This is a genomic window from Psychrobacter sp. APC 3279, from assembly GCF_030407795.1.
Classification (GTDB): domain Bacteria; phylum Pseudomonadota; class Gammaproteobacteria; order Pseudomonadales; family Moraxellaceae; genus Psychrobacter.
Genome location: NZ_JASDCR010000013.1, coordinates 38,219 through 61,701, shown reverse-complemented (window position 1 = coordinate 61,701; position 23,483 = coordinate 38,219). Strand labels below are relative to the sequence as shown.

Here is a 23,483-nt window from a genome sequence, read left to right as displayed (position 1 = left end):
ATCCCTAGGTTTTCCTATCTTTGAATGGAATTAGTTAGCGGTAGATTCTGCTGGTTTTTTAGCAGAGGTATCTTTACTAGCTGGCTTATCCATCGCTTTTGCGGCTTGCTGCGGCGTTTGAGCAGTTGGCGCGCCCGGCTTAGCAGGGGCAGCATTTGGATTTTCTAAAGGTTTGGCGACGACTTCTTGCTCAGGCTTGACCTTAGCACCACCAATCACAACCACTTTGTCACCTGCTTTCAAGCCTTCAGTGACGACCCACTGATCTTTATAGGTGCCATTAATAGTGACAGGACGTACTTGGATTTTGTTATTTTCATCAACGATATAAACTTGCGTTTCGCTTTTCGGTGTCCGCATTACTGCGCTTTGTGGCACTAAAGCGGCGTTAGTGATGACGCTTTGAGTCAAGCGCGCACTGACATACATACCCGGCAACAAGATATTATTCTTATTAGGGAAGACTGCACGTAAGGTCACAGCACCTGTTGATTCATCCACTTTTGCTTCAGACAAGGCAAGCTTGCCACGCACGGGATAGACTGAACCATCCTCTAGCACCAACTCAACTGAGTTCATGCCTGGCTGAGCTGAGCCGTCTGCTATTTGCTGACGTAGCTTGAGCAGCTCAGATGATGACTGACTGATATCAACATAGATAGGGTCTAAGCGCGAAATGGTAACCAAAGGATCCGCCTGACCGGCGCTAACCAGCGTACCAGCAGTTACGCTTGAGCGATCCGTACGACCGGTGAGAGGCGCACGCACGATAGTACGGTTCAGATCCAATGTGCTAGCATCAAGACCAGCTTGCGCGGTTTGAATGCCTGCTTTGGCACTTTCAATACCCGCTTGTGTCTGACCGACAGCAGCTGCGGCACTTTGCACCGCGGCCTGTGCGGTACGTACGGCAGTTTGAGCTTGCTCATACTGCTGTTGTGAAATAGCATTGATACTGACCAAGCCTTGCAAACGTTGTAAGTCATTTTGCGCCTGAGCCAATGACGCTTGGCGGCTGGCAAGCTCAGCTTTTGCATTGGCATTATTTGCCAATGCTGTCTGGTAGTTCGCCTGTGATTGCTGTACGGCTGCCTGACCACTGCTTACCGAAGAGGCATAGTTATCAGTATTAATGCGATAAAGTGGCTGACCTTTTTTGACATTGCTTCCCTCACGGAATAACACTTCGTCAATGACGCCATTTACTTGTGGGCGGACGTCGGCAGTTTGATAAGCTGCAGTACGTCCAGAAAAAGTCTGTACTTGGGGGATGGTGTCGAGAGTGACAGTCTGAACGTTGACCACCGCAGGCGGCATTTGCTGCTGTGCGGCTTGCTCACCAGCGGCGTCATCGTTTTTGTCACAGCCAACCAGTACAGCTCCAGATAGTACAGATGCTATTACAAGCGCAAGAGTAGAGTGCTTCATCAATGTCCTCGGCAATAGATATAAAATAACGACAGTATAAAAAATTGAACAATAAATTTTGATGTACGAACTATCGAGGGTCTACTTATTCTGCACATTCATGCCAGTACGGCATACTCAACCTTTGAGTCAATGGATTTAATAAAAATCGCTAGTAAGGCAGCCAGTAGCGAGTTTGATTGAGACGCGATTTGGTAAATGTGATATTAGAAGTGTAGGCAGACCACAAAGTAGGTTAGTAAATTTAAAGAGTTATTATAATCTATTGGAGTAACCCCACAGTCAAGTGGTTCACGATAGGAAAGCTGACAAAAACTGACCGCACTGTGCTCGCTGAGTAAATAAAATCCCGCCATAGTAACCGCTACACCAACTAGCAGCTAATAAGAAGACATACAACCTACTATCGAAATTTATTGTAATTTTTTGTTATAAATCTAAAACCCTATAGTAACTAAGGCTTTTAAACGATAGAAAATCGACTTTGTCAACAAAATGACAATTTTAGCAACCCCTAATTACAGTCATAAAAACTAACTATCAGTATCTCTCTACCAAGCGTTGTCAAACTTTAACCGACTGCCAAAAAGCCTTATACGATTATAGTACTGCAAGGATGTATGAAACTTAAAGAAAGGTAACGATTTGGCTGACATGCTAGTTTTTAAGAGGGTAGTTTTTAATTTATGGGCTTTTATTTATCAATTGCTAAAGAAATTTGCTAAAAATCCATGCTAAAAAATTCTGTCAAAAAAAGAGTCGTCTTAATCAGTTAATAATAAAGACGACTCAGCTTTAATTATACTAGTCGGGCGCTAGCGAGTTCAGTCAATTGATATAAGCCTGTACGATAGCGGTTGTCAGGTAGCGTGCTCAGTGCGTCTTGAGCCAGTTTGGTTTCTTCCAACGCGCGCTGCTTACAATAAGCCAATGAGCCAGAACTACGTACCAACTCAATCAGCTGCTCAGCGTTTGGTGTCTTACCTGTCTGAACGGCGATACGTAACTGCTCATAGCCTTCAGTGTCGCTGTCTTTGAGTAGCTCGAGTGCTTTGATAGTCGGTAGGGTAGGTTTGCCTTCAGCAAGGTCGTCGCCTAGGTTTTTGCCCATCACTTCACTATCGCCACTATAGTCGAGCACATCATCGATAATCTGGAACGCATTACCAAAATGCTGTCCGAAATCGCCCAATGCCGTCATATATTCTGTCTTGTCTTGCAAGATAGCAGCACCTTGGGTCGCCATCATGAACAGGCGTGATGTTTTGCCATCGATAATGCGTAAGTAATCTTCCTCTGTTGCGGCAGGGTTATGCTGATGCTGTAGCTGTAACACTTCGCCTTCGGCAATATCACAAGTCCCATCAGAGAACACTTGCAACAATGGCAAGCTCTGAAAGCCAACCAAAAGATTAAAAGCGCGAGCAATCAGATAGTCACCGACCAACACAGCAGTGGCATTATCCCACGTCGCGTTTGCCGTTGGCTTTCCACGGCGTTGCCCTGACTCATCGATGACATCGTCATGGACTAGGGTAGCGGTATGTAGCATTTCCGTGATAGCAGCTAGATGCATGGCCTTTTCTGATGGATTATCATCAAACATACGTGCGCAGAGCAAGGTAATCAACGGACGCATACGTTTGCCGCCAGCATTGATCACGTGTTGCGAGACGCTCATGACGAGTTGTACTTTTGAGTTCAAACTGCCAAACACTTGCTTGTCCATTACCTCAAAGTCATTGGCTACAATACTTTGAATATCAGCATAGCTAGGCGTCGATTGAGAGGCAGGCACGGTATTATTTAAAGAGGTACTAGTCATAATAAATAGTCATATTAATAAGAGTAAAGAGAGTTGGTATAACCTTGACTTTATCTATCTATAGGTAAGGTATTATTTCGCTTATGATAGCATAGCTATCTGCTTAAATTGTTGGTTAAAGTATATAGCACAAGTAGGTAAAGCGTATGATATACAGGGCTTACTATGCCTATTGAATAGGATAAAAACGATAAGAAATGTCTTATGTTTTACAGATATATTCTCTAGCGCATTTTAAGCTTATTGGTCACATAAATGATTCATAAAAGGCTGTAAGTAACTGATTGCATAAGTTATAATGGCCGCTGTTGGGCTTAATCTATCATTTATCATTACTATTTCTCATGTTTATATTCGAATTGTCGTTTATCGACTTTCTTTGATGAGCAGCCGTTATAGCTAAATGAGAGATGGTCATTAGTGTAACCACCTTGCAAAAACAAGAGGCGCGGCTTGCTTTTATGAGCAAAAAGCCGTAAAATCTTGCCTTTAATTTTTCCCTGTCGTGTTCGTCGTAAAAGCGTTGGTATAACATCAGCCACGGCACACGGGTTAAACGGAGTCATACAATGTACGCAGTAATCAAAACTGGTGGTAAACAGCACCGTGTAGTCGTCGATGAATTGCTTAAAGTTGAACTACTAAAAGCAGAAAAAGGCGAAACAATCAAATTTGAAGACGTGTTGATGGTTGTTGACGGCGATAACGTCAAAATCGGTCAGCCTGTTGTTGACGGCGCTAGCGTAGAAGTTGAAGTTGTTGAGCATGGTCGCGGCGAAAAAATCCGTATCATCAAGCACAACCGTCGTAAGCATTATCACAAAGAACAAGGTCACCGCCAATGGTACACCTTGTTAAAAATCAAAGCGATTAATGCCTAATTATCCATTTAGCAATTATTGCTAAATAGCGCACTAAATGCTTAAGAGTTATCGCATCAGCGATAAGTCAAATTAACAAGGAGATTTTCTCATGGCACATAAAAAAGCTGCCGGTTCGAGCCGTAACGGTCGTGATTCAAACCCAAAAATGCTAGGCGTAAAAATCTTTGGTGGCCAAGCTATCACAGCTGGTAACATCATCGTTCGTCAACGTGGTACAGAATTCCACGCAGGCGAAGGCGTTGGCATGGGTCGTGACCATACTTTATTTGCACTGAATGACGGTGTTGTAAAGTTTGCGACCAAAGGTAAATTTAACCGTCGTTATGTTACGGTTGAAAACGCATAATTATCTATTTAGGTCGTTTTATTCTTTGGATAGAATGATCAGATAATTAAAAAAGCCCTTACTGCCTTATGGTAGTAAGGGTTTTTTACGTTTGTAGGGTGATATAAATCAATAATAATTCTTTTGAGCGATATTTTTAAGGCCACTATTGGCATAATTACTATGGCTAACAGTTATAAATGCAAACTTTTACCGTGTAACTGCATTGGTTACAAGCGTGTATGGCAGCCGTAGTAAAGATTGCAAATCATGACTAGGCGCGTAATAAAAAAACTGGCACACTGTTGCCATTGCTGATGGTTACCAGCTTTAGCTTGGTAAAATCAGTATTTATAGAAAACAAAAATTTCAATAGAACATTTTATTTTTAGCGACAACTTTAAAGCGATTATGCTTTTTTAGAGAGGATTTATGATGAACTTATCTACGAAAAAATCAACCAAACAAAAAATGATGAGTGGTGCTTTAGCAGGTGTGTTAATGACATCGCTAGGTATCGCAGCGCCAATGATGGCATTGACTCAAACGGCTACCGCAGCTCCTGCTGATAACCTAACAGCTGCTAAACGTTTGAATAAATTGCTGACCAACACCAAGAGTATGACAGCCAATTTTAGTCAAACGACTAAAGGCGCGAGTAGTGGTACGTTTAAAGGCTCCATGAGTGTCCAACGTCCAAATAACTTCCGCTGGGAAACCAAGTCACCATCAGAGCAGTTGATCGTGGCTAATGGTAATTCTATGTGGGTTTATGACAAGGATTTAGAGCAAGCGACTAAGCAAAACGTCGACAGCCAAGTTGGTAATACACCAGCCTTGCTACTATCGGGTGATCCGAGCAAAATTGATCAAAACTTTAAGATCACTCAGCCATATGATAACAAAAACTACTATGTGCTCTATCCTAAGTCAGACAACGCAAGTTTCAAAAGTCTTTCAATAAGCTTTAGTGGTGGCAAACCTGTCATGATGGTATTGAATGATACCTTGGGACAAACAACCTCTATCAAGTTTAGCGGTATTAAGATGAACCCAAGTATTGGTAGCAGTCAGTTTAAATTTACACCGCCAAAAGGTGTTGATGTGATTAATCAGTAATTAAATGATGTGTTGCTAGGTTTTGATATCAGTTCAAAATTAGCAACGTAATAAAAAGGACAGATCCTATGCGGTCTGTCCTTTTTTATGTGAGTAACTATATTTTGTTTAGCAGAAAATTTAAGACATGACTCGTATGGCTTCCATATCTGGCATAGGTGGCAGTTCATCCAGATGGCTTAATCCAAACGCATCTAAAAACTGCGCAGTAGTATGAAGCAATGCAGGACGGCCTAGAGTATCTTTAAAACCTTTCTCCACAATCCATCCTTTATCAAATAACTGGCGCAGTATATTGCTCGATAATGTCACTCCGCGCACATGCTCGATATCACTGCGTGTCACAGGTTGTTTATAAGCAATGACACTTAGGGTTTCAAGTAAAGCTTGGCTCAGGCGTTCCTGGCGCTGCGGAAAAGTACGCTGGATTAGACTGCTGTAGTCATCAGATATCTGTAAACGATAACCGCTGGCGGTCTCATGTAGCCTAAGCACACCTGTATCTAAGCGTTGTTGCAGCACTTCCAAGGTTTGCTTTAATTCTTTAGTAGATAATGACAAATGTTTCTTTAACGCGTGAGCTGTCAGCGGTGCTTCTGATGCATGCAACAGCACCTCGATATGTTTACTCAACTCTTCCAAAGAATCATGCTGCGCTTCAACTGGTTGAGATGTAGTCATAGTTATTGATTCTTGGGTCTCGTCATGTTGCTTTGGGTCTTCAATATCTACCATCTAAAGTATGCTCTTATTTCAATATTGTGATTTTAATAGAGAGTAGGCTAGGAGATAGTCTTAGAGCCTACTAGGCTAACCACTGTAACGTAAGTGCGGTAGGCTCACTATCTACATCAGACGGTTCGTCATTGGGAGCAGAGTTGACGATGTCGCTATCTGTCTCAATATTGACCACACCAACCAACTGCCGCTTTATAAGCTCAAGTACGGCGACAAAACTCACGACCACGCCTATTTTACCCTGTGCTTTATCCAGTAGTTCATAAAAGGAGCGCGCCCCATCCGTACTTAATTGCCTGCTAATACTGGCAATACGATCGGCAAGGGGTACTGCATCAACCTTGATCGTATGCATTTGATAGTCAGGCTGTAGTTGCATTTTAAATAAGCTATCAATCAGCAAGTTAGGTGAGTAGCTTGGCAGCTCCGCACTCATAACGTCTTGACCAGGCATACTGACCATTGCCAAAAATACATCGCGCTCCAAGCGTACTAGATTGTCTAGGCGCTGACTGACCACTTTGATTTGCGCGTACTCTTCGAGGCGCTCGATTAGCTCTGCTTTTGGGTCACGCTCGTCGGTTGGGGTATCAGGGGCAGGCAATAGCAACTCGGTTTTGATAGCGATGAGCGTTGATGCCATTAGCAGATAATCACCTGCTAACTCAAAGTGTTCGGTATCTAGTTCACTGATATAAGCTAAGTACTGCTCAGTGATGGGCAAAATGGGCATTTGGGTCAAATCGACGTTGTTCTTTTTGACCAAATACAATAGAAAATCCAATGGACCAGCAAATTGCTCTAACCAAATAGCAAAGGCTTGCGGTGGTACATACAGATCTTCTGGCAAATGCTGCACAGGCGTCTGATAGATACGTAGCGACATATCATGGTTGATTGACTCATCAAACTCGCTCTGATTGTCCATAGGCTCAGAAGTTGAATCAGCCATAGCAGATAAGGCGGCTTTAGACAAAGCCGCCTGTTTGGTGTTTGGTTCAGTTTGCACGTTTAGCACCCGCTTTGATAACAAATTGCGCCAGTGAAACGACTATTCCAGCAACGATTATTTAAGCTTAGCAAGCGGACGGATGCCGATAGCACGGCGAGCTTTGTCTAGTTGCTTACGACTATGGCGACGGGCTTTATCTGCACCCATCTGCAAGATTTCTTCTAGCTCTTTTGGATTGGCCATCAGCTCTTCGTAACGTGCACGGAATGGCGCGATTTCATCATTGATCTTATCAAATAGCGCTTGCTTAGCGTCACCCCAGCCAATACCAGCGGCATAACGCGCACGCATATCAGCAATCTCTTCAGCGGTGGCAAATGCTTTATAAATCTCAAAGATAGCTGAATCATCAGGATCTTTTGGCTCATCAGGTAGCTGTGAGTTAGTCACAATTTTCATGATGGCTTTATGCATTTGTTTTTCAGGACTGACTTGTGGATTTGGCTCACCGAATAGGGGGATAGTATTGCTATAGCTCTTACTCATCTTGCGGCCATCAAGTCCAGTAAGCAGCGGTATATCGTTATCAACGACTGCTGACGGTAGCGTGAAAAGTGACTTATAACGATGATTAAAAGTACCTGCGATATCACGCGCCATCTCGATATGCTGCACTTGGTCACGCCCAACAGGTACATGGGTCGCATTAAACATCAAGATATCAGCCGCCATTAGCACGGGATAACCAAACAGACCCATGGTGACACCTTGATCAGGATCGACATCGGCTTTTTCTGTATTGATATCAACGGCTGCTTTATAGGCATGAGCGCGGTTCATCAAACCTTTGGCACATGAGCAGTTCAAAATCCAAGCAAGTTCTGGAATTTCAGGCACGTCTGACTGACGGTAGAACGTCACACGCTCAGGGTCTAGACCACAAGCAATCCACGTGGCGGCAATGGCTCTCGTCGACTCATGAATGATAGCAGGGTCATAACAGCCGATGATGCCATGGTAGTCTGCTAAAAAGAAAAACGCTTCATGGTCACTATTTTGAATAGACTCAATCGCTGGACGAATCGCACCAACATAGTTACCTAAATGCGGAATACCAGTCGGTTTGATACCAGTCAGGATGCGCTTGGCTTCGGTTGAAGTATCAGAAGTTTGATTATCAGAAGTACTGTTATTGCTCATGGAAAATCCGTTATTTTGTTTATCAAATTATTATCAGTGCATAGCTAAAATGCAAAATATTAGCCGCAAAGTATAGCAAACTTCACCAGTATTTTTGGGAATAAAGGCTTACTTATAGATATCAGTACGACCGTTTGGCCCATGTTTGAAGCGGCGATGAAACCACATCCACTGTGTAGGATCAATACGAATGAGTCCTTCTAAAACTTCATTGACCCGAGTGGCATCAGCGACTTCATCTTTACTTGGGTAGTTGTCTAATTCTGGCGTAATTGTTAAATGATAATGGGGACGTTTACCACGCGGCAAGTTATCAGGCGTTTGCCGATAAGTATGCAGTGCCATGACAGCTGGTGGCTGTGCTTTGCTACCCAATTTCGCCATGCGACGCGATGCAGTAATGGTTGCGGCAGGCACACCGAAGAATGGCGCCATGACACCTTGCTTGAGACCATAGTCTTGGTCAGGAGAGTACCAGATGACATGTCCTGCTTTGATAGAGGTAACTAGGCTACGCATATCACGACTAGAGATTTGCTTACCAAAAATATTGGTACGACCATTATAAATAAACCAGTCTAATAGAGGGTTGTTCTGTGTACGGTACATACAATCTACAGGGAAAAACTGCGCACATAATAGGCCACCCAAATCTAGCATCGTATAATGTGCACCGAGCAGGATGACTGGCCGCTGCTCATTTTGCGCATTAACAATATGCTGTAAACCCGAAATGGATACAGTTCTAGTAAATATATTTGACCTGAACCAAGCGCATAACGTTTCAAACACACCAATGCCTTGATTGACAAATACTTGCTTGGCCATTAATTCACGTTCAGCTTCAGGCTTTTCTGGAAATGCCAACTTCAGGTTGATTAGCGTATCGCGTCTACGTGAGCCAGCAGCTTTATAAATCAATATACCGAGCTTACGACCTAGCCAAAACTGCCAGCGTAACGGCAGATATATCATCGGTAGCATTATTAAAAACAATAACCAAATGCCCCAATTCTTTGGTGATAAAAACTGCCACTGAAATGGCTTGTTATCTGCTTGCGCTGTACGCTTATGATTTTGGGTAATTGTCGGCGTGCCAGCCGGTATAGCAGGCGACTTAGCCGACTGTTTCATGCTAGGCGGCACGCTGCTATTGGCAGATGGTTTGCTAGGGTCAAATTGTTCTGGCGCTTTCATAATATCCTTCTGCAGCACGGTTTGAGGCATCATGGCAAATAATAAAAAGTTACTGATATGATGGGGTAGCGTTTAATGCTTTGCAAGTTAGAATTTCTACAGATGCTTTACTTTGCAGTGTTGAAACAAGGCACTCATATTAATTATCACCATAAAACAAAGCTGATTTGATGAAGTCAATCAGATAATCAAAACGCTATCAGTAGGCATAAAAAAACCTTATAAGCTGTGACCAGCTTATAAGGTTTTGCAAAACCAGACTCTTATTTAACTTTGCTACTGAAGCTCTGAGAAAAAGACAACAGCAGCAAAAATATAAGAGAGAGTTTTGATTAACGTTTTGAGAACTGTGGACGTTTACGTGCTTTACGTAGACCCAGTTTCTTACGTTCAACTTGACGTGAATCACGAGTAACAAAACCAGCTGCTTTTAGGGCAGGCTTCAAAGTTTCGTCAGCTTCGATTAATGCACGTGTGATGCCGTGGCGGATTGCGCCAGCTTGACCACTAATACCACCGCCTGCAACAGTTACATATAAGTCATATGCGTTAACAGAGTCTAGTAGTTCTAATGGCTGACGTACAACCATGCGTGAAGTTTCACGGCTGAAGTATTCGTCAAGTGGCTTACCGTTAACAACGATACTACCAGTACCTTTTGATAAAAATACACGAGCAGTAGACGTCTTGCGGCGACCAGTTCCGTAATTGCGTTCCATAAGTATATCCTTAGATGTCTAGTTCTTTAGGTTGCTGTGCAGTATGTGGATGATCAGTACCCGCATAAAGTTTCAGCTTCTTGATCATCGCATAGCCAAGAGGGCCCTTTGGAAGCATACCCTTAACTGCTTTGTGTAGAACATCTTCAGGCTTATGTGCAAGCAACTTATTGAAGTTGGTTTCTTTAATACCACCTGGGTAGCCACTGTGACGATAGTACTTTTTGTCTTGTGCTTTTTTACCCGTTACCGTGATTTTGTCAGCATTGATGACAACAATAAAGTCACCAGTATCAACGTGCGGAGTAAAAGAAGGCTTGTGCTTGCCACGTAAGCGAGTTGCGATTTGAGTGGCTAAGCGACCAAGGGTTTTGCCGTCAGCATCTACGACATACCAGTCATGGGTCACTTCAGCTGGTTTTGCACTAAGTGTTTTCATGATAAAACCTTAAAATTAGAATTCGTTGAGAGTTTAGCTGGGAACGGGGCTCTCAAAAAACAGACTGCACATTATAAGCAGTAGCGCCTACGCTTGCAAGCTGCATTGGGGTTTATTTTCGCCTTATATACATTAAACTGCAGCGTCGGCCAGTTTTTAGCGGTTCTAAACATTTGTAAAATACGTTAACGGCTTTCATTAACCCGACAATTATGACGATGATAGACGATAAAGTCCAGCAACAACTTGTCCAACTTTGGTTTGTTTCAAGCATTCAAAAGCGATTGGTTGCTGAGTAACGCTTAATTGAGGGTTTAAATTCTCATTTAGCGACGCTTCCAATTGCTTAAGCTGTGCTGACAAATCTTTATCAGCTTCTAAATAAATCAATGTTTCAGTATTTATTAAGGCATTGGTAATAAGTGCAGTCAAAATAGGCTGCCATAAATCCTGAGCATAAGGTGGATCGATAAATACGATATCAAAAGGACGCGCAGTCAGCTGCTCTTGACGCAATACTTGCTCAGCAGTGCCAGTGATAATTTGATAAGCAGCAGATTCAAGGCGTAATTGCTCAGCGCTCTGACGTAGCATGTTACTTTGTGCTGGATTGATTTCGATAAATGTTGTGTGGGCCGCACCGCGAGATAACGCTTCAAACCCTAGTACGCCACTGCCAGCACAGCTATCGAGCACATGGGCATCATGAATGTCAGCGAGTAGCCAGTTAAATAAAGTCTCCCGCAAGCGATCTGGGGTCGGGCGCAGGCCATCTGCATCGATGAAACTTACAATACGGCGCTTAAACTGACCGCCAATGATGCGCACATCACCCGCCGACACACTTTTCGCCTTACGGTTATTCTTTGGTGCGCGTCCATTTGAGGCTTTTTTCATTATTGTGTCTCGCTTACCAATTCTTTGCTAGGTTTTGCTTTTTATACTATTAAGTACTTAAACGTCTAGTTACTCAGATGTCGCTGCTGCCGCTTCGGCTTCCGCGGCTTCTTTCTCCTCCAATGCTTTTGCTTCTTTATCGCGAATGGCATCACGCATGGCTTTTTCAAAAGCCTTTTGGCGTTTAATGACTTTTAGCTCATCAGCAGAAGGAGGCAACACAGGATCTGTCTTGCGTTGTAATACCCAGTAATCAAATAGAGCACGGCCGATAGGCGCTGCAACAGCACTACCACCGCCACCATTTTCGACCAATACTGCGAGGGCAATCTGCGGGTCTTCTACTGGGGCAAAACCATTAAACCAAGCATGATCCCAATGGCGCTTATCAATCGCTGACTTGTCATAACGTTTGCCCTGCGCGATGGACTTCACCTGTGCAGTACCTGTTTTACCAGCGATACGATAGCGCGGGGTATAGATACCGCGTCCTGTACCGTTTTCTACCACGCTTTCCATCGCATCATGCATACGCAACCAGTCGGACGGCTTACCGTTATAGTCGATTTTGCCATCTGGCTTAGTTATGATTTTGACGTCCGCAGCGCCGTCACTGCTCTTTAATAAATGCGGAGTAATGTGCTGCCCTTTACTGGCAGTCATGGCCGTAGCATTGGCAATCTGTAATGGTGTTGCCAAGAAATACCCTTGTCCAATACTGACCGAGATCGTTTCGCCCGGTAGCCAATCTTTATCATAAGTGTCTTTTTTCCATTTTGGTGATGGCATGATGCCTGATTTTTCATTAGGCAAATCAATACCAGTATCCTCACCAAAACCAAAACGCACCATCCAGTCGTGCAGACGCTGAATGCCCATCTCGTAAGCCAACTTATAATAGTAAGTATCGACCGACATCGCGATGGATTTTTTCAGATCTACCGTGCCATGACCGCCACGTTTCCAGTCGCGGAATCGATGGCTGTCTCCAGGTAAGCTAAAATAACCAGGGTCATAGATAGTGCTGTTCCAATCGCGTAGACCATAATGAATACCGCCCAACCCTTCAAATGGCTTGATAGTAGAGCCAGGTGGGTAGGTACCTTGTAGCGCACGGTTATACAGTGGTTGATCCAAATCTTCACGCAGATCATCGTAATCTTTAAAAGAAATACCCGATATAAAAGGGTTAGGGTCGTAACTTGGATTGCTAACAAACGCCAAGACGTCACCGTTTTTTGGGTCTATCGCAACGATTGCACCGCGGCGTCCATCGAGTTGCTGCTGGGCGATGGTTTGCAGACCATAATCCAAGCTTAACGTAATATCGTTACCCGCTATCGGCGGCTTGGTATCCAGTTGACGTAAGATATTACCATGTGCGTCTGTTTCTACCGATTGATAACCCGGTTGCCCAAGCAAAATATCTTCATAGTAGTCTTCAATACCGATTTTACCAATCAAGTCAGTACCAGCGTAACGGTCTTTATCAATACGCTTTGACTCTTTGTCATTGATACGTCCGACATAGCCGATGACATGAGCAAACAGCTCATCATAAGGATAAGAGCGCGTAAGCTTGCTTTGGATAGAGACCCCGCGGAAGAATGGCTTACGCTCACTAAACTGAGCCAACTGTGCTTCTGTTAAATCAATCTTAATCGTCACAGGGTCGTTTTTATTTTTACTTAGACGCGCCAAGATATCAGTAATATCTGTATCGGTTAAATCAAAAATTGGCGCGAGTAGATGCAACGTACGCTCAGGGTTTTCGACCTCATCGGGGCTGAGCATCGCTGTAAATACAGGCTGGTTGTCTGCCAGTATTACCCCGTTACGATCATAGATATACCCACGACTAGGCGGCGCAGATATCAGTTTGATACGGTTGTTATCGGCTTGCGTTGTGTACTGATCATGAGCGTAGACTTGCAAATACCCATAACGTGTTATCAAACCGCCCAAACCAATCAATATTATAATTCCAAAGATGATAATACGATTGGTAAAGGTGCTGTTGACCTGTTCGGTATTGGGAGTTATCGGTTTATTCATAGAAGATCAGAGCCCAAACGGTCAGTGAGTCAATAAAAGAAAAATAAGAGGGCAGGTTGGTTAACCAAAGTGCGGTGAGTCTAAAAGATAATGCAAATGGTTTCAATCACATAGAAGGGTATGGGGTGAAATCGTCATGCAGTCATTTATACGCAGGTAGTCTTTGTTATTGCACTACAAATTATAACAGAACAAATGAGCAGGCGCAGTACTCAGTCATATATTTTGTCTTGATTATCTACTGACCAAGAACTGGCTTATATTCGAGTTTTCATTAGTTAACAGACGATATGAATCATGTCATCTTTAGTCACAACTTGCCGCTGGTCTATATGTGCTAATAAATGGCAAGTATGCTAAAATCAGGCGATTTATTTTATAGTAGTTATTATGGGCGGAGCGTCTTTTGAAACGTTCTCATTTTGCTAAAGTCTCGTTATCAGTAGCGACAATATTAGCAACGACAATCAACCTGTCAGGGACTAGATAAGTCATGGACGTAAATTCATTATGGCAGACGATAGCTGAACACCCAGAGTTCTTTGCCATGCTGACCATCCCACCAGTGACGGCATTCGTCACTTGGGTACATGTGTGGATGGCGCTCAAGATGCTTTTCTATCCGGTCAAGTTTTGGGGTATTCGTATTCCTAACTTCCCATTTTTTGGGTTACCAGGTATCGGTTGGCAAGGTATCGTGCCGCGCAAAGCGGGCAAGATATCAGGGGTTATCGTTGACCAAACGCTCTCAAAACTCGGTTCGCTTGATGAGTTTTTTAAGGCGATGGAACCTGAACAAATGGCGATATTTGTCACCGACACGGTGGACAAAAACCTTGAGCCATTGATTGATGAGATTATGCTAGATCACTCGCCAGCATTGTGGGGCAACCTTCCTTACGCCCTAAAGCGCCGTGTCTATGCGCAAGCCCATAAAGAGCTACCCAGTATTATGCAGTCGCTTGTGACAGATTTGACTTATCATGTCGAAGACTTGGTCGATATGCGCAAAATGATTGTCAACACCATGGAAAACGATCGTCGCCTGATGGTCAATATGTTTTTAAAGGTCGGTCAAAAAGAGATCGACTTTATCTGGCACATTAGTGCTTTGATTGGTCTGGTATTTGGTATTATCCAGATGTTTATATTTTTGGTGGTGCCGCAGCATTGGACCGTACCGTTCTTTGCCGCGATTTGGGGTTTTCTCACCAATTGGATTGCCATTTGGATGGTGTTTAATCCAGTAGAGCCGCACTTTATACCTTATTTGAAGCTGTTTTCGGTGCAAAGTCGCTTTCCATTTATCAAACCCGTTATACCGCATATCGCAAAGTATCGTTTGCAAGGCGGCTTTATGAAGCGCCAAGAAGAAGTTTCTGAGGTTTTTGCTGAGATTGTGGTAAAGGATTTGGTCACTCTAGAAAACATCATGAATGAAATGATGTATGGTGATCGCTCAGCGCAAACGCGTGACTTGATGAAATCGCATCTATATACGGTACTAGAGTCACCAGTGATTAGCACGACACTACGTGTGGGGTTGGGACGCCGCGATTATGGCCAACTCAAAAATACCATTATCGACAAATCTATTGTCGCAACGATGGTGCCACTGCGGGATCCTGAGCTAAATGAAAGCCGAGCCAGTAAGATATTTGGTCTGTTTCGCGATAGAATACGTGCGCTCACGCCAAATGAGTTTCAAAATCTGTTGCGTCCAGCTTTCCGCGAGGATGAGATGACGTTGATTGTTTTGGGCGGTTTGACTGGTTTTCTAGCAGGTTGGTTGCATTTAGTGTTAGTATTTTTCCCCTCGATGCAATAATGCATTAATAAGTATTTTTAATTAGTCATGAACGGCTGTATTGAATAAGCTTTGAATAACTAAAAAATGTAAAATTAACAACAGATAAGCATTTTGTATCAATCATTCATATTGATACGTCACAATGATAGTAGCGGGTTTTATGTGCTTCTACAGCAATTGAAACCTCAGTTTTTAACCGTAAACTATGACCGCATAAAGGACTATTAGCGTTTGCCAGTGGCTAGCAATGCCATCGGTGAACCCTTAATTGTATCCAAGGTAAACAAGGTTAGACCGTATGTTAATCACAGAATTGGGTTATTTTGCCTTGCTGGCCGCTTTTATATTGGCGATTTTGCAGGTGGTACTACCAACCATTGGCGTCATGCGTGACCACGTCGCTTGGCAGCGTTTGGCGCCAAGTCTGGCATGGGCACAATTTGCGGCAATGATTACCTCATTTGCTGCGCTGATGGCAGGCTTTTATTACAACGATTTTAGTCTCGTCTATGTCACTCAGCATTCCAATACATTGCTGCCTTGGTACTACAAGCTGTCGGCGACATGGGGCGGGCATGAAGGTTCACTGCTACTGTGGATGACCATCATGGCTACTTGGTGTGCGCTGGTCTCTTACTTCAGTCGTGGGTTGCCGTTGTCTATGCGTGCGCGAGTGCTAGTGATATTGGCAGGCGTGCAGATGATGATGCTAGCGATGCTTATCTTTACTTCATCGCCATTTGATCGTACGTTACCCAATCTACCTGTTGATGGTGCGGATCTAAACCCTGTATTGCAAGATTTTGGTTTGATTATTCACCCACCGATGCTTTATATGGGTTATGTGGGCATGGTAGTGCCATTTGCGTTTTGTATGGCAGCACTGTGGGAAGGACGTTTGGATGCGGTATGGACACGCTGGTCGCGTCCATGGGCATTGGCGGCATGGGGTTTCTTAACAGTCGGCATCGCGCTTGGCTCGTGGTGGGCTTATTATGAGCTTGGCTGGGGCGGTTGGTGGTTCTGGGATCCAGTAGAAAACGCCTCATTAATGCCATGGTTGGCAGGTACGGCGCTACTACATTCACTTGCTGTTACCGAAAAACGCGGTGTATTTAAAGCATGGACGATTATGCTCGCGATCTTTGCTTTTGCGCTTAGTCTGCTTGGTACGTTCTTAGTACGTTCAGGCGTCATCACCTCAGTGCATTCGTTTGCCGCTGATCCAACGCGTGGTCTAGTGATTCTAGTCATTCTCGGTATTATCGTCGGCGGTGGTCTGTTGATGTTTGCTATACGTGGCTGGCGTTTGACGGTCGAGAGTCAGTATCGACTCATCTCACGTGAATCATTTTTGGTGATTAACAACGTCATTATTCTCATTTCAACCTTAGTGGTACTACTTGGTACGCTATATCCTATTATTGCTGATGCCTTTAATTTAGGTCAGGTATCTGTTGGCCCTCCATACTTCAACGCCCTATTTGTGCCGTTGACATGGCTGCTACTGGTGGCGATGGGTATGGGTTCTAATATCCGTTGGAAACAAGACAGCCGCCCGTTATTGGGTGCTGGCATGGTTATCGCGGTAAGCAGTTTGGTATTGTCTGCCATTATCACCTATTTCACCAGTCCATCAGCGATGCTAAATATCGGTGTCACATTGGCCGTGAGCTTTTGGGTGTTGTTATGGATGGTTGTCGATTTCAAAGACAAGACCAAAAATGCATCAAGTCGCTTAAACGGTTTACGTCAGTTGCGTCTGAGCTACTGGGGTCAGCAAACAGCTCATATTGGCGTTATCATTGCGGTCATCGGCGTGGCATTTACCACTACGTTGAGCATTGAGCGCGATGTGGCATTAGGACCTAACGACAGTGTCAATGTGCAAGGCTATGACTTTAGGGTAAAAGGTTTTAGAGAAGTAAAAGGCAGTAACTTTGACGCTACGCAAGCAGAAGTAACAGTCAGTAAAGACGGTCAAGAAGTGACCACGTTATATCCTGAAAAGCGTAACTATATTATCAGTATGATGCCGATGACAGAGGCTGCGATTGATGCCAATTTGATGCGCGATGTGTACGTAGCACTTGGTGAGCCAATTGCTGAAGACAGTAATGAATGGGCTTTCCGTATCTATGTCAAACCGCTTATCCGCTGGATATGGTTGGGTGCGCTTATCATGGCTTTCGGTGCATTACTCAGTATGCTAGACAATCGTTACCGTATCAAAAAAACCAAAACACCTGCGCAAATCGCGGCCAAAAAATCAGGCTTTGCGACGGTTGCAGATTTGGATACGTCAGCTACAAAGATAGGGGAGCGTTAATATGACTACCTCAAACAATCAGTCTGATAAAAAAGCTCAGCAAGAATCTGTCAACGACCCTAAAGTTGCGAGCAGCAATAAAGTAAAAACTAAGAAAAAACTTAAAATTGGGTTTTTGATTCCGCTGGTTATCTTTATTGGTTTGGTCGCTATGCTCTATATGCGTCTGGGCAAGCCGACTGATATCGTGACCAATACAGCACTTGAGCGTCCAGTACCTGCCTTTGAGTTGCCATTATTATCAGATACCAGTCGTATCATGACCAATGACAACTTGCCAGATAAGCCATTCCTCATGAATATTTGGGGCTCTTGGTGTCCAACTTGTATCATTGAGCATCCTTTTTTGATGAAGCTAGAAGAGCGCGGTGTTAACTTGGTGGGCGTAAACTACAAAGATGATATTGGGGATGCGTTAGGGTATCTTAATCGCGGTGGCGACCCGTTCTCTATGTCTATTCAGGACTTGTCAGGACAGTTCGCTCTAGACTTAGGTCTGACTGGTGCGCCTGAGACTTTTATCGTCGATGGTGATGGGATTATTCGTCAGCATATCATCGGTGAGATCAATGAAAGCAATTGGCAAAGTCGTATTACGCCTTGCTTGATGGTACTCAATGACGCTAGTAATAATGGTGTCAGTCCAGATCCGGGCCAAGTTGAGGAGGCGTGCAAATGATAGCCTACCAAATAAGAAAGGCGACCATAAAGTTAGCAAGCTTGTTAATTGCTTGTCTATTCAGTATGGCAAGCTTTGCTGCCATTGATGTCTATGATTTTGATTCTGTGCAACAAGAAGCCCAGTATCGCGGTCTCATCGAAGAGCTACGCTGTCCAAAATGTCAAAACCAAAACTTGGCAGGGTCTGATGCGCCAATCGCCCAAGACTTAAAGCAAAAAACCTATGATTTGATAAAAGATGGGCGTAGTGATGGCGAGATTCGAGCCTATATGCAAGAGCGCTATGGCGACTTTATCAGTTATAAGCCACCAGTACGTCCTTCAACATGGATTTTATGGTTTTTCCCACCGTTATTATTGATCGTTTTATTGGTCGGTTGGTTTTGGCAAAGTAAACGCCGTCAGCTTGTCGCCAGTGGCGAGAGTGGTGTGGCAGTAGACAACCATGTCAAAGCGTTGTCTGCCGCTGAAAAAGCAGAACTTGATCGCTTATTGTCACAAGCTAACAGTGATGACAAAGACGACACTACAAGCCTTGGGGGCAAAAAATGACCATATTTTCTACTGTTGGCTTATTTATTGCGCTAAGTTTACTTGTCGCTTTGTTGTTGGGCATTATCACCATTAAGCCGTGGTTAAGAGCACCGCGTTCGCATAGTAAGCCTGTGGACAATCAACTGCTGGATATCAACGTTGCTGTGTTTCGTGAGCGACTAGCAGAGCTGAAAACAGATAAAGACAGTGGTATCATTGATGACCATCACTATCAAAACCAAAAGCTTGAGCTTGAACGTCAGCTTTTGGACGCTCAGCGTGAAGTGTCACCGATGATCACGCCAGGTATCAAAAGCCGATTGATTATTATGGTTTGGGTGCCTGTATTGACCGCCATGGCATATCTGATGGTCGGTGATCGCACACCTGTCTTTGAGCTGTGGGCTGCTGAAGACAAAGTCGGTCAAGTGGCAGATGACTTACTGACAGGTAGAATCGATCAGCCACCTGCTTGGGCAATTGAAGATGGCAATCAGCTGATTAGTGCCATGCAGACTAACGTCTATCGTCATGCCAGTGACTACAATCGCTGGATGCGCCTATCAGAGCTGTTCTTGTCATTAGAGGCGACTGATTCGGCATTAGAGGCTTTGTCGCGCGCTTATCGTCTATCACCTGACAACGAAGAAATTGCGACCACTTATGCGCAGATCAGTTTCTTTGCTAATAAAGGTCAGTTAGATGCCAATAGCCGCCGAGTGTTAGAAAACATACTGGTCACAAATCCAGAGCACGAGGGCGCACAGATGCTTATGGCGATGGGTGAAGCACGTGCTAGTAACTTCGATCAAGCGCAAGGCTGGATTAAACGTCTGCGTGACAGTATCGCTGCCAAACCAGGTGATCATACGCAAGCGCTATCAAGTCTAGATGAGCTTAGCGCTAATGTGGTGATGCAGCAGCAGCAAGCCTCTGAAGGCGTCGAAGTGACAGTCAAAATAAATGCTAGTCTGTTACCATTGGTAAAAGCTGACGATACGCTGTTTGTAGCGATACGTGATGTAAAAGGTGGTCCACCATTTGCTGCTAAGCGTCTACCAATTAGCAATATCAAACAAGGCGAAGCAGTTATTAGTCTAAGTGATCTTGATGCTATGATGCCAGAGCGTACCCTAGGGTCGGCTCGTTCTGATAAAGTGCAGTTAGCGGTCATCGCTCGTATCAGTCATAGTGGCAATGCTACCGCAGAGTCAGGCGACCTCTCGGGCAATCCAGTGGTAATCAGCGCAGAACAAAATCAGGTCAACGTAGAAATCAATCAGCAAGTGCCATAGTCATAGTAGTAATATAAATACTGGACGCTAATGGTATGTAGTATACAGACGCTGTTGCTCAGCATAACCTCGAGCAGCAGTGCTATGATTGACTTGATTAGAAGAGATATAAAGGTAACCCAGATATATAAATGGGCATTTCAAACGCAGTCAATACTGCCACTTTCTATCTTGAATTGACCATGTATGAACAGATAAGTCATGCCAACTTATCACATCAATAATGAAAATACTTGAGCTTTGCAGGGCCACAAGGTAAGGTAGCTTTGCAAACAACTAATCCCAGAGTTTTATTAATCCCAAAATCCTATCTATTAAGGAGAGTCGTGTAATGATGCGTATTATTTTACTAGGACCACCAGGCGCCGGTAAAGGTACCCAAGCCCAGTTTATTTCTAAAGAATATGATATTCCACAGATCTCAACTGGCGACATGCTACGTGCAGCAATTAAAGAAGGTAGCGAGCTTGGCAAAAAAGCCAAAGATATCATGAATGCTGGTGGTTTGGTTTCTGATGACCTTATTATCAACCTAGTGAAAGAGCGTATCGCTAAGCCTGATTGCGTGAATGGTTGTATCTTAGATGGTTTCCCGCGCACTATTCCTCAAGCGCAAGCACTTGCAGACGCTGATGTTGCTATCGATCATGTTATTGAAATCAGTGTACCTGATGACGAAATCGTGAGCCGTTTGTCTGGCCGTCGTCAGCATCCAGGTTCAGGTCGTGTTTATCATGTCGATCACAATCCACCAAAGGTTGAAGGTATCGATGACGTCACTGGTGAAGCGCTTATCCAGCGTGAAGATGACCAAGAAGCGACTATCCGTGACCGTCTATCTACTTATCATGAGCAAACGTCAGCATTGGTTGGCTTCTACCAAGATAAAGCTAAAGAAGGCGATGATGCGCCTAACTATGACAAGTTTGATGGTACGCAAGGTATCGATGACGTTAAGCAGCAAATTTTGTCTGCACTAAAAGGCTAATTATCGATGTTAGCTAAGTAATTTAGCCAGTCGATGTAGTCGTTGAAGACCCTGTTTAATAGCAGGGTTTTTTTATGGCTGATGATTTTATACCTCATAAGACACACCTATAAAAAAACCGCTTACTCACTATAAGTAAACGGTCTTTTACCAGATATACGACTGGTAGAGCTCATATATTTTAATTAATGCTTATGCATTACCTTGAGCATCAACTTGTGCTTGCTGCTGGCTCTGTGCATACGCTTGATCAAAGTTCACAGGTGCTAGTAGCAATTGTGGGAAGCTACCGCGCGTCACGATGTCGCTGATGACTTCACGAGCATATGGGAACAACACATTAGGGCAGTATGCACCCAAGATTTGACCGATTTGATCTTCTGGAATGTCTTTTAGTAAGAAGATACCTGCTTGATGCACTTCAGCGATAAATGCTGCTTCTTCCGCATTTTTGGCAGTAACGCTCACAGTTAGGATGATTTGATAATGATCGTCATCTAGTTTTTCAGCGTTGCTAGACAAATTGATATCAAGCTCTGGGTTCCACTCTTTGGTGAATACGCTAGCGCCTGGGACTTCAAGTGACATGTCTTTTACGTAGATGCGTTCTAGTGCCAATTGTGGTTGTGCTTGTTCTTCAGCCATGGTAAATCCTCTAAAATTAAATCAAATGATTGGGCAAATCGTCATTTTAATAAAAGTTCATTGTAATATAAATCGAGACTATTTTTTGGTATTGTCTCGATATTTTTCTTATTACTTCTTAATGCTCTATTAAAACGTGCCACTGTCTATCTTTACATAAATAAAGACAGACAGTAAAGAAAGGTAGCAGATTAACCAGCCAATAGCTCGTCAAGTTTGCCTTGTTGGTTCATTTGATTGAGTTCATCAAAACCACCAACAAAGGTTTCGCCAACGAAGATTTGCGGCACAGTGCGGTAGTTATTAGTCTTTTTCATCAACGCTTGGCGCTCTTCGCTGCTCATATCGTGCATGCCGATTTCTTCATAATCAACGCCTTTGGTTTTTAGTAGTTGTTTGGCGTTTGAGCAGTATGGGCAGATAGGGGTAGTGTAAACTTTCACAGATACAGTCATGGTAAATCCTTATTTATAAATTTATGGGATAACAAACGTATTATAGAGAGCATGATAAATTATCATAGTCTAAGCGTTGGTATAGTCTGTTATCAATGAGTAAAGCAAAAATGCATTCGGTGATGCTCATTACTAAAGTGGGGATGGGCATAGCAAATTCAAGCCGTTTTGGCTCAAAACGTATTTTAGGGCTGTAAAACATAATAAATAGAACATGAAAAATGAACCACAAAAAAAGACACCCGATAAAAAGGTGTCTTCTTGATAGCATTAGTAGCACTGATAACGTCAGTCAGGTCACACAAACATCAGCTAAGCAGAGGGTATAAACGCTTCACTTAAGCGCCTATACATGTCTCTTACTTGCTTAGACTTGGTTTTGTTTTACCTTTAGCCTTTGCTTTGGCATCTTTTACACCAACCAACGGCATGCCAGCGCCTTGCCAGCCGCCAATACCGCCCTCTAAGCGATAGACGCTATCTTTACCAATCATCTGAATCGCAGCGCCTGCTTGAACGCCCATGTCGCAGATGATAATCACTGGCTGCTCAATCGCGCGAATCTCTTCTAAGCGGTCTTTGAGGTCAGTGAATGGTATGTTACGGCTGCCTTGAATATAGCCTGATTCAAACTTCTTCTTAGCGCGAATATCGATAAGTTGCGCGTTTTGAGAATTGACCATCATGCCAAGCGTGTTAGGCGATATCTTTCTACCGCTACGTTTGTTTTCAATCGTAAAAAACAGTATAGCAAGTACGGCTAATATACCAAATAAAAACGGGTGGTTGCCCACAAATTCCAGCGCACGATCCAAACCATACCTCCAAAAAAATAAGTGTTCTATTAAGCTGAGAAGACAGCCCAATGATAGTGAACAAGGCGCTATTATACCGATAAGGTCATCTATAGTAAACGGGCGATGACATGGGCAATAATTGGGCGGTTATTGTACTTATCTATGGATCTT

At 43.6% G+C, this 23,483-nt stretch carries 22 protein-coding genes; 9 read left to right on the top strand and 13 right to left on the bottom strand.

What is annotated here, in order from left to right; all coding sequences use genetic code 11:
• Positions 1 to 30: 30 nt before the first annotated feature.
• Together QL898_RS08625 and QL898_RS08620 are read right to left on the bottom strand one after the other, a co-directional pair.
• Complete coding sequence (locus QL898_RS08625) at positions 31 to 1,428, bottom strand: efflux RND transporter periplasmic adaptor subunit (RefSeq protein ID WP_290176484.1); 1,398 nt, start codon at positions 1,426 to 1,428, stop codon at positions 31 to 33.
• A gap of 799 nt (positions 1,429 to 2,227) precedes the next feature.
• The gene (locus QL898_RS08620) at positions 2,228 to 3,253 is read right to left on the bottom strand and encodes a polyprenyl synthetase family protein (protein ID WP_179798402.1); all 1,026 of its coding nucleotides are present in this window, start codon (positions 3,251 to 3,253) and stop codon (positions 2,228 to 2,230) included.
• Between the two features lie 569 nt (positions 3,254 to 3,822).
• On the opposite strand from QL898_RS08620, the gene rplU reads away from it, so the two are divergent.
• The 3 genes from rplU to lolA all read left to right on the top strand — a co-directional run bounded on the left by rplU (position 3,823) and on the right by lolA (position 5,581).
• The gene (rplU, locus tag QL898_RS08615; RefSeq protein ID WP_057761012.1) at positions 3,823 to 4,134 is read left to right on the top strand and encodes a 50S ribosomal protein L21; all 312 of its coding nucleotides are present in this window, start codon (positions 3,823 to 3,825) and stop codon (positions 4,132 to 4,134) included.
• Between the two features lie 91 nt (positions 4,135 to 4,225).
• Complete coding sequence (rpmA, locus tag QL898_RS08610) at positions 4,226 to 4,483, top strand: 50S ribosomal protein L27 (protein ID WP_021813611.1); 258 nt, start codon at positions 4,226 to 4,228, stop codon at positions 4,481 to 4,483.
• 414 nt (positions 4,484 to 4,897) lie between these two features.
• Positions 4,898 to 5,581, top strand: coding sequence for an outer membrane lipoprotein chaperone LolA (lolA, locus tag QL898_RS08605; RefSeq protein WP_191115445.1), 684 nt, complete (start codon positions 4,898 to 4,900; stop codon positions 5,579 to 5,581).
• A 120-nt stretch (positions 5,582 to 5,701) separates the two neighbouring features.
• On the opposite strand, the gene scpB is transcribed toward lolA, so the two are convergent.
• The 8 genes from scpB to mrdA form a co-directional block, all read right to left on the bottom strand.
• A complete protein-coding gene (scpB, locus tag QL898_RS08600) occupies positions 5,702 to 6,262 on the bottom strand; it encodes an SMC-Scp complex subunit ScpB (protein WP_290176483.1) in 561 nt (186 codons plus the stop codon).
• A gap of 124 nt (positions 6,263 to 6,386) precedes the next feature.
• A complete protein-coding gene (locus tag QL898_RS08595; RefSeq protein WP_290176510.1) occupies positions 6,387 to 7,247 on the bottom strand; it encodes a segregation/condensation protein A in 861 nt (286 codons plus the stop codon).
• Positions 7,248 to 7,385: 138 nt separating this feature from the next.
• Positions 7,386 to 8,471, bottom strand: a complete 1,086-nt coding sequence (locus QL898_RS08590; protein ID WP_290176482.1) for a tryptophan--tRNA ligase — start codon at positions 8,469 to 8,471, stop codon at positions 7,386 to 7,388.
• Positions 8,472 to 8,579: 108 nt separating this feature from the next.
• Positions 8,580 to 9,668, bottom strand: a complete 1,089-nt coding sequence (locus tag QL898_RS08585) for a lipid A biosynthesis acyltransferase (protein WP_290176481.1) — start codon at positions 9,666 to 9,668, stop codon at positions 8,580 to 8,582.
• Positions 9,669 to 10,000: 332 nt separating this feature from the next.
• Entirely contained in the window at positions 10,001 to 10,387 is a 387-nt protein-coding gene (gene rpsI, locus QL898_RS08580; RefSeq protein WP_101206364.1) for a 30S ribosomal protein S9, read from the bottom strand.
• Between the two features lie 10 nt (positions 10,388 to 10,397).
• The gene (gene rplM, locus QL898_RS08575) at positions 10,398 to 10,826 is read right to left on the bottom strand and encodes a 50S ribosomal protein L13 (RefSeq protein ID WP_057761004.1); all 429 of its coding nucleotides are present in this window, start codon (positions 10,824 to 10,826) and stop codon (positions 10,398 to 10,400) included.
• A gap of 210 nt (positions 10,827 to 11,036) precedes the next feature.
• Positions 11,037 to 11,723 (bottom strand): 16S rRNA (guanine(966)-N(2))-methyltransferase RsmD, encoded by a 687-nt coding sequence (gene rsmD / locus QL898_RS08570; RefSeq protein WP_290176480.1) that lies wholly within the window; start codon positions 11,721 to 11,723, stop codon positions 11,037 to 11,039.
• A gap of 69 nt (positions 11,724 to 11,792) precedes the next feature.
• Positions 11,793 to 13,778, bottom strand: coding sequence for a penicillin-binding protein 2 (gene mrdA / locus QL898_RS08565; RefSeq protein WP_165597007.1), 1,986 nt, complete (start codon positions 13,776 to 13,778; stop codon positions 11,793 to 11,795).
• A 493-nt stretch (positions 13,779 to 14,271) separates the two neighbouring features.
• Here mrdA and QL898_RS08560 point away from each other — a divergent pair, with 493 nt between their 5' ends.
• From QL898_RS08560 to adk, 6 genes are all read left to right on the top strand, one after another.
• On the top strand, positions 14,272 to 15,606 hold the full coding sequence (locus tag QL898_RS08560) for a hypothetical protein (protein ID WP_102093742.1): 1,335 nt from the start codon (positions 14,272 to 14,274) through the stop codon (positions 15,604 to 15,606).
• Positions 15,607 to 15,886: 280 nt separating this feature from the next.
• Positions 15,887 to 17,917 carry a heme lyase CcmF/NrfE family subunit gene (locus QL898_RS08555; protein WP_290176479.1) on the top strand — a complete coding sequence of 677 codons (2,031 nt, stop codon included), beginning with the start codon at positions 15,887 to 15,889 and terminating at the stop codon, positions 17,915 to 17,917.
• Between the two features lies 1 nt (position 17,918).
• A complete protein-coding gene (locus tag QL898_RS08550; protein ID WP_290176478.1) occupies positions 17,919 to 18,596 on the top strand; it encodes a DsbE family thiol:disulfide interchange protein in 678 nt (225 codons plus the stop codon).
• 26 nt (positions 18,597 to 18,622) lie between these two features.
• Entirely contained in the window at positions 18,623 to 19,150 is a 528-nt protein-coding gene (locus tag QL898_RS08545; RefSeq protein ID WP_227679365.1) for a cytochrome c-type biogenesis protein, read from the top strand.
• Positions 19,147 to 20,427, top strand: coding sequence for a c-type cytochrome biogenesis protein CcmI (ccmI, locus tag QL898_RS08540; protein WP_290176477.1), 1,281 nt, complete (start codon positions 19,147 to 19,149; stop codon positions 20,425 to 20,427). The genes QL898_RS08545 and ccmI overlap by 4 nt, the downstream gene beginning before the upstream one ends.
• A gap of 334 nt (positions 20,428 to 20,761) precedes the next feature.
• Positions 20,762 to 21,415, top strand: a complete 654-nt coding sequence (gene adk, locus QL898_RS08535; protein WP_180952604.1) for an adenylate kinase — start codon at positions 20,762 to 20,764, stop codon at positions 21,413 to 21,415.
• 192 nt (positions 21,416 to 21,607) lie between these two features.
• Here the strand turns inward: adk and secB are convergent, their stop codons facing one another.
• The 3 genes from secB to QL898_RS08520 all read right to left on the bottom strand — a co-directional run bounded on the left by secB (position 21,608) and on the right by QL898_RS08520 (position 23,330).
• Entirely contained in the window at positions 21,608 to 22,060 is a 453-nt protein-coding gene (secB, locus tag QL898_RS08530; protein ID WP_057760989.1) for a protein-export chaperone SecB, read from the bottom strand.
• Positions 22,061 to 22,251: 191 nt separating this feature from the next.
• The gene (gene grxC / locus QL898_RS08525) at positions 22,252 to 22,515 is read right to left on the bottom strand and encodes a glutaredoxin 3 (RefSeq protein ID WP_021813631.1); all 264 of its coding nucleotides are present in this window, start codon (positions 22,513 to 22,515) and stop codon (positions 22,252 to 22,254) included.
• Between the two features lie 359 nt (positions 22,516 to 22,874).
• Complete coding sequence (locus QL898_RS08520; protein ID WP_057760987.1) at positions 22,875 to 23,330, bottom strand: rhodanese-like domain-containing protein; 456 nt, start codon at positions 23,328 to 23,330, stop codon at positions 22,875 to 22,877.
• Between the last annotated feature and the right edge of the window lie 153 nt (positions 23,331 to 23,483).